This is a genomic window from Vibrio sp. 10N.261.55.A7, from assembly GCF_002877365.1.
Lineage (GTDB): Bacteria > Pseudomonadota > Gammaproteobacteria > Enterobacterales > Vibrionaceae > Vibrio.
Genome location: NZ_MCWZ01000144.1, coordinates 1 through 7223 on the forward strand (window position 1 = coordinate 1; position 7223 = coordinate 7223).

General features: G+C 44.4%; 7 protein-coding genes. 6 read left to right on the top strand and 1 reads right to left on the bottom strand.

What is annotated here, in order from left to right; all coding sequences use genetic code 11:
- Positions 1-55 precede the first annotated feature (55 nt).
- From BCU12_RS08980 to BCU12_RS09010, 6 genes are all read left to right on the top strand, one after another.
- Positions 56-685 carry a cytochrome b/b6 domain-containing protein gene (locus BCU12_RS08980; RefSeq protein ID WP_102403989.1) on the top strand — a complete coding sequence of 210 codons (630 nt, stop codon included), beginning with the start codon at positions 56-58 and terminating at the stop codon, positions 683-685.
- 3 nt (positions 686-688) lie between these two features.
- The gene (locus BCU12_RS08985; protein WP_102403990.1) at positions 689-1117 is read left to right on the top strand and encodes a MarR family transcriptional regulator; all 429 of its coding nucleotides are present in this window, start codon (positions 689-691) and stop codon (positions 1115-1117) included.
- 302 nt (positions 1118-1419) lie between these two features.
- Entirely contained in the window at positions 1420-3360 is a 1941-nt protein-coding gene (locus tag BCU12_RS08995) for a diguanylate cyclase (RefSeq protein ID WP_241909785.1), read from the top strand.
- Positions 3361-3636: 276 nt separating this feature from the next.
- Positions 3637-4647, top strand: coding sequence for a DUF2804 domain-containing protein (locus BCU12_RS09000; protein ID WP_102403992.1), 1011 nt, complete (start codon positions 3637-3639; stop codon positions 4645-4647).
- A gap of 13 nt (positions 4648-4660) precedes the next feature.
- Positions 4661-5515: a sterol desaturase family protein gene (locus BCU12_RS09005; RefSeq protein WP_102403993.1), complete on the top strand. Its 855-nt coding sequence runs from the start codon at positions 4661-4663 to the stop codon at positions 5513-5515.
- Between the two features lie 152 nt (positions 5516-5667).
- Positions 5668-6750 (top strand): GGDEF domain-containing protein, encoded by a 1083-nt coding sequence (locus BCU12_RS09010; RefSeq protein ID WP_241909786.1) that lies wholly within the window; start codon positions 5668-5670, stop codon positions 6748-6750.
- A 13-nt stretch (positions 6751-6763) separates the two neighbouring features.
- On the opposite strand, the gene BCU12_RS23660 is transcribed toward BCU12_RS09010, so the two are convergent.
- Positions 6764-6889: a hypothetical protein gene (locus BCU12_RS23660; protein WP_277871264.1), complete on the bottom strand. Its 126-nt coding sequence runs from the start codon at positions 6887-6889 to the stop codon at positions 6764-6766.
- Positions 6890-7223 lie beyond the last annotated feature (334 nt).

Below are 7223 nucleotides of genomic sequence, written 5' to 3' on the forward strand. Positions count from 1 at the left end.
TGCAGTGTAAATTAAATTGAGACATAACATTGAAACGCTAGAGGAGAGAAATAAAATGAAGGTATGGGACATCGCGACGAGAATGTATCACTGGCTGCAGGCGATTGTTTTTACAGCACTTGCTCTGTCTGGTTTCAGCGGTGCGGGGCCGCATATTCCACTTGGGTTAATTCTTATGACACTGACAATATGGAGAATAGGGCTAGGCTTTTGGGGCAGTGAAACCAGCCGATTTTCTCAATTTCTTTCTTCGCCGCAAGAAATTTTAAGCTACTTAAAAGGGCAAAACCAACGACACGCAGGCCACAATCCTCTGGGCGGTCTAATGGTGATAACACTGATTGGCATGATTTCTATTCAGTGCCTGACGGGTATCGCACTCGCTGGATTGTTAGATGGCCTACCCTACTCCAACCAATGGATGAGCGATGATGTCTTCACTTGGATTGAAGCCACGCATCTTCTAATGGCGAGAGTTTTACCCCTTGCTGTCGCGCTTCATGTTGTGGCGATCGTTGTTTATAAGCTCAACAAAAAGCCGTTATTAAAGGCTATGTTGACCGGTTACCAAGACGTCGATAAAAACATCTCGCCTGTTCGCTTTATCACAACACGTCGCGCATTTTTAATGCTAGTTCTGTCTGGATTCGTTACCATGGCAATAATTGCACCATCAATGGTATGAATGATGACCGAAACATTTGACAGAAAAACAAGCTTTGGTTGGATGGTAAACGTAGTAGCCAATCAAGCAGCAAAGAAATTTGAAATAGAGTTAAAGAAACATGGGCTAACCGTTGCGCTTTGGCCAACCATGATGTGTTTATGGGAAGAGGAAGGCGTGACCCAACGAGACATTTCTGCGAAATCCAAAGTAGAGAATTCAACCACAACAAGAACCATTGATAAGCTTGAAAAGTTAGGACTTGTTGAACGCAGAGATGACCCAAATAGCCGTCGATCGTTTCGAATTTATTTGACGCAACAAGGGCATGATTTAAAAGAGGTTTTGCTGCCGATACCCATTGCCGTCAATAACGATATGCTCAGCTCTTTGGATGCCAAAGAGCAAGCTGAAATGATAAGGCTGCTGCAAAAAATGGTGGCGACGGTTTAGTTTCCTACCTCAAACCTTGGTGTCCAGTGTGGTCATAGAAACAAAGCGATGACGACTGGACATGCGCATTAGCTTACGATTGAACTTCCATTCCTTAGATTCCTCTTCCACTCGTTTTCTTTTCACTCCTTTTCTTTTCCGCTCCTTTTCCACACCATCAAAATGACTGTCTACCTTTGGCACTGCAGCTAAATTCGTCTGTTTCGTGGAAGATGCTCTTCTCTGGCGAGGTTTCAAGCTATAATTAGTTTCAGGAATGTTATTCAGCAAATAACTCTATTCATTTCAATTGAGAAATACCATTGATTAGTAAAGATACACTTCTAAAGCGAGTTGGATTAATTATTGTGGTGTCACTTATCACAATGCTTGCCATCATTTCTGTTGAAGTTTTCTTCTTCAGTTCCAACTCCGCGTATTCTCAAAAGCTGATGCTTAGCCCCCAAGAGCAAATAAAGGAAAGTGAAGTAGGAAGAGCACTGATCAAACTTCACCGACAGAGCCAATCTCAGCCAGAAAAAGCACAAAAAGCATTAGATCAATTAGTCGAAAAAGAAGATCTTTCGACCACGGAGACCATTTACGCTCATTTCATTCAAAGAAATATTGCCATGGCGTTTGGTGAATCAACCCTCGCGCAGACTCAGCTTTTGGAACAAATGGCCGAGCTGCACGACATTCCTTGGCTTCAAGCTCAGCTTAAGATCGAGCAAGCAGAAAGAAAGCTAAAGCAAGGTGAGATCAGTCAGGGCATAGAAGACATTCAACAGGCCATTAACTTGGCAGAAGAACATCGTGCCGAGTTCCTATTATTGAAGGCCTATAATACCGCAGGTGCATTGTATAACGCCTCAAATCAACTGAAAGCCTCCCAACTCTATTTCTACAAAGGGTTAGAGCTAGGAAAACAGTACCCACTGAGTGAATATAATGGCCGTTTTTACAATAACCTCGGGTTACTTTATGTCCATCTTGAGCAATGGAGGCAAGCCCTAGAATACCTCGAGCAGGCCTTCATCACTTTTACAAACAGTACCGATGCCCCCAAAGAACGCTTGCTAGTGGTGCTGTTCAATCAATCGTTTGTCTACACCAAGCTAGAGGATGCCACCAACGCGAGAAAGACATATCAAGATGCTCTGGCCTATTTTGATGAAAACTCAGACGATTACTATCAGTTGCTTAAGCACAAAGTAGAGGCACGACTGCTTTTACTTGAAAAGAAATACCAACAAGCCAATGCCATTGCTCTAGAGTGCCAACATCACCCTAGAGCTAACGATTACCCTAAGCAAAAAGGTATTTGCCAACTCACCACGGCGAAGAGCTTCGTCGGGTTAGGCCGTTTTGATGAGGCGTTGGATCACCTAAAATCGTCGATCGACACATTTGACGTCATTCAGCATGATCGCTGGTTGATTCGAGCCTATAAAACCAAAGCTGAAATCTATGAACTTCTGGGTAACCCTGCAGAAGCCCTGCGCATCTATAAAAAATACAATGCTAAGGAACGTGAGCAGTTCGTGAATGAAATCTACGCACTCGAATTTGCTTTTGATACGCAGGAAGTTCAACGCGAAAGGGATCTTCTTAGTGTGCAAAACGAATTGAGTATTCTGCAATTGGGCGAAGAAAAACTACGATTTCGAATACTGGCGCTTTGGGGAGCACTTGCGTTACTTTTACTTGTGTTAGCGATCAGACGTACGCAGTTGATTAGCAGTCAAAATGTCGAGTTACAACACCTTTCCTACCATGATCCTCTCACTGGTGTTAACAATCGTCGTTATTATCAAAAACAGATTGAATCGGGTTCAGTGTTGAGCAAAAAATCGCTTTACCGTGTTGTGTTGATTGATCTTGATTGGTTCAAAGCCATTAATGACAGTCATGGACATGAAGTGGGCGACACTGTTCTTGTCATCACAGCCCAGCGAATAAAGCGTGCCATGAAAAAGGATGAACTACTCATACGGTGGGGCGGTGAGGAATTTCTCTGTTTACTCAAAGAAAGCAATGACATAGAAGCCAGAGTCGGTCAGATTTTACGCCTGATTAATGAAGCCCCGTATACAACTAAATCGGGTGCGCTAAACATCACAATTTCTGTCGGTGTCAGTCAAGCCAATAGCATCCATTCTTTACGACATGATACGACGCCGTTTGTTGAAGCCGATACGTTCTTATACCAATCAAAACAAAACGGGCGAAACCAGGTCACGTTCCCAGACAACGACTCATAGCGCTTACGAACGAAGATAGGGAAATGGTTCGACAATACATCGATAAGCCGATAGCCATGGTGACTCTTTTTTCCCAGAATTAGAATCGCTAACGTCATAACCAACACTTGATCGTCAGTATCTTTGGCTTTGGCTGCAGAATTCAAAAGCGACACAGTCACTTCCAAGTATTTGCTCTAAATGTGAGCGATATTTACTCTATCTGAGTTTACCCTCTCCTATTTTTCTCACTTTTCACGCACACTGTCTTTGTTAACAAAATGTGAAGAGCCCAGAATGACAAACACACAAAAAGCGCCCAACACACTGATCTCTCCGAATGGGCAACCTATCTTCGGCCAATTTGATGGTATCCCTGCCAAACTCGGTTTACAGCAGTTCGCCTATTTCAACGCAATGGACAAAAAAGCCAGTCACTGGGCAAAGCATTTTGACTACAAGCAATTTCAATTTGTTAGCGTAGTGACCAAGCAGTATGTCATTGGCGTTGCGATTGCCGATATTCGCTACCTCAGCAGTGCTTTTTGCTACATTTACGATATTCAAAACGATCAACTCACCGAAAACACTTGGTTACGCCCACTGGGCATTGGCTCAACCATCACGGATTCACCACTGAATGGCACGACAACGATCGCGAACAGCATTTGCTTCAACATTCAGGACGAGATCTGGCACGTCACAATAAATACTGAGGCTATTCAGGCTGAAATGTCCCTTAAACCGAAGCAGGCTAGCTTCCCCCTTTCAATGTGCACGCCCACTGGCTACAACGGATGGACCTACACGCAGAAACACAATGCCTTAGCGATTGAAGGCAAACTGGCCGTGAACAATATATCCATTGACCTAAACAACGCTCTGGCGGGCTACGATTTTTCGGCGGGCTACATGAGACGAGAGACAAGCTGGCGCTGGGCAAGCATCAATGCACAGGTGAACGGCATAAGGCTGGGCTTAAACCTAGCTGCGGGCGTTAATGAAACGGGAAGTTGCGAATGCGCTCTATGGGTTGATGGTGAACGGCATTTACTGACACCTGTACACTTCCAGTTTGATCGACACTCGCCTACCCTCGTTTGGAATATCGTCTCAGACGATGGGAGCATCAACCTTCAGTTTCGTCCAGTAAACCAAAGAAGTGAAAAGATTAACGCAGGCTTCATTAAGAGTAACTTTCGCCAATATATTGGCCACTTTAACGGCACAATCAAAGACAATACCGGAAAATCACATCATCTCGATGCTGTTTTGGGGCTCACAGAAGATCACTTTGCTAAATGGTGAATGAGAGGTTGCTATGGATATTACATTATTGATTAGTCACCCCGAATGGCTACTGCTGGTTCTGGCGCCACTTTTTGTTTCGTGCATGTTGGCCGAATACTGGTTTGGACAAAGAACAAGACGACTACCCGATAACGCGCTTTACCACTTTAAGGAAGTCGCGTGTAATTTCGCCTTAGCCGCAATGCATCAACTCTCTGATCTACTAACAGGTCTACTCATTGCCAAGCTCTACCTTTGGGTATTTGGTTGGAAGCTGTTCGACATAGATCTGAGTTTCACCAGCTTTGTTTCTCTTATGGTCCTGCAAGATTTCTTTTACTACTGGTTTCACCGTGCAAGCCATCGAGTGCACTGGATGTGGGCCGCTCATGTCGTGCATCACAGCTCTGAACGAATGAATTTCAGTACCGCGTTTAGGCAGAGCCTCATGTACCCACTCGCGGGGATGTGGCTGTTTTGGCTTCCTCTTGTCATCATTGGTTTTGACCCTAGCCTTGTGTTGTTCGTTGTATTACTTAATCTAGGACTGCAGTTTTTCGTGCACACTCAAGCAATACGAACGCTAGGGCCGATTGAATATCTCTTTAACACGCCCTCACACCACCGAGTACATCACGGCGTGAATAAGCAATACATTGATAAGAACTATGCGGGTGTATTGATCATCTGGGACAAGATTTTTGGAACGTTTGAGCCAGAACGTGAAACCGTTCGATACGGTATCAGCAAACCGGTCAATAGTTACAACCCCCTAACCGTCACGTTTGCAGAATGGCTACATGTGTGGCAACTGGCACGAAAGCCAAACCTAACCGTATCGCAGCGCTTACGGTCGCTTCTTTCACCACCAAGCGACGAACATTGATTGAAATCGATGGTTAACTTAATCAACGCGCGATAATTGTTCTACACTGATCGATACCATCTCTGTTTAGGGCATGCATGTTGATCGAGCTAGATATACCCACTTTATCTGTCGTATGTGTATTACTTTCATTTACCTATGGAATAAGCCTAGTGCTTATTCAAAGACTTCAACCAAGCATTCGTGGTATCGATATCGTTGCCGCCGCTTTGCTGTTGCTTGGTGTGGGGTTCCTTCTATTAAGCTATGGTAATAACACCACACTTTGGGTATCGAAAATACTCGCTAACTCAGTCATTGCGATGAGTTATACGCTCATTTTACATGGCGTCTGCCTGATTCGGGGATATCCCATCTCTCTGGCCAATTGGGGTTATTATACTCTTCCGGTTGTCATCACTGGGTTAACCTACTTTACCTATTTTTCAGTCTCCACCGATGCGCGTATCGCGATTATGGCGGCCCAATCAGGTGGCATGTGTCTGCTTGCGTTATACGCGAATCAAAAGGGAACGATAGAAGACATAGAGCCTTCAAAACGCTTACTTTCGACCGGCTTAATCGTTTACGCCTCCTACTCACTATTTAGAATTGTTCGATTGCCATTTGATCAAAAAATTGATGATTTTATGACGGCAAACTGGATTCAACAATTTACCTTTATCACCATCATCATATTGATCATTTTCATCGGCTTCGCCATCACATGGATGCTAACAGGAAGGCTTGTTGCCACAATCTATGATTCTTCTCTTAAAGATGAGTTAACCAAGCTTTACAACCGCAGAGCACTCGAAGAGCTGGTACCCAAAGAGTCAGCACGCGCGCATCGATTTGGACACTCACTGTCGATACTTCTAGTGGACATCGACCGATTTAAGCAGATCAATGATTTATACGGGCACCAAGCGGGTGATAAGGTATTACGGGATATAGGAAGAATTTTGCGTGTTGAGACCCGCAGCAATGATTTCTCTTTTCGCTATGGGGGCGAAGAGTTTCTTGTGCTGTTACCTGAAACCAATCAGCAACAGGCTGAAATCGTGGCAGAGAAGCTGAAAAACGTCATAGAGCGAACCCCCATGTTGCCTAGTAATCGAGAATTCTGTACGGCGAGTTTTGGTGTCAGTGCCCAGCGAGCTGATGACCATTGGGAATCGGTCATTAAAAGGGCGGACAAAGCGCTCTATTCAGCCAAGAGCGCCGGAAGAAACAGAGTCGTTGTGAGTGAGTAAAAAGCGACTCGGTTTACAGGCCAAACTCTGCAAGTAAACGGGCGACCCAAGTGATCTCCCCAAACTCAATGAAATCATAAACAGTAAAAAACAGCGCGCAAATGGCCGCGAGCTTCAAAAGTCGGTAAACAATAAACATAAAATTCCTAAATTGAGTAAGTGAGAAGTGGAGAAGTGGAGAAGTCATCAGGAAAGATCCACAAAGTAACAGTACGCCTCTATTATGAAGCGCGGGTTAGGGTCATGTAAACCTAAACCCCTACTTGCAGCCAGCCTAACAACCCTCAATCACCCTAGTCGCCTCCCATCATGATCAATGTCGTTTCATTGCGTTCGTATTAAAAGAGTGTTCAGCAACAGATGTGGAATCTTCTGGGGCAGTTGCCCATCACAGCCCTTCAGAGATCATCAAGCTCTTGCTTTGCTCATTTTCTCTTCTCTTCTCTTCTCTTCTCTTCTCTTCTCACAAATAC

Bases quoted from the DNA above. Each gene is read 5' to 3' on its own strand.
- BCU12_RS08980 (WP_102403989.1), top strand. From the start codon at position 56: ATGAAGGTATGGGACATCGCGACGAGAATGTATCACTGGCTGCAGGCG.
- BCU12_RS08985 (WP_102403990.1), top strand. From the start codon at position 689: ATGACCGAAACATTTGACAGAAAAACAAGCTTTGGTTGGATGGTAAAC.
- BCU12_RS09000 (WP_102403992.1), top strand. From the start codon at position 3,637: ATGACAAACACACAAAAAGCGCCCAACACACTGATCTCTCCGAATGGG.
- BCU12_RS09005 (WP_102403993.1), top strand. From the start codon at position 4,661: ATGGATATTACATTATTGATTAGTCACCCCGAATGGCTACTGCTGGTT.
- BCU12_RS23660 (WP_277871264.1), bottom strand. From the start codon at position 6,889: ATGTTTATTGTTTACCGACTTTTGAAGCTCGCGGCCATTTGCGCGCTG.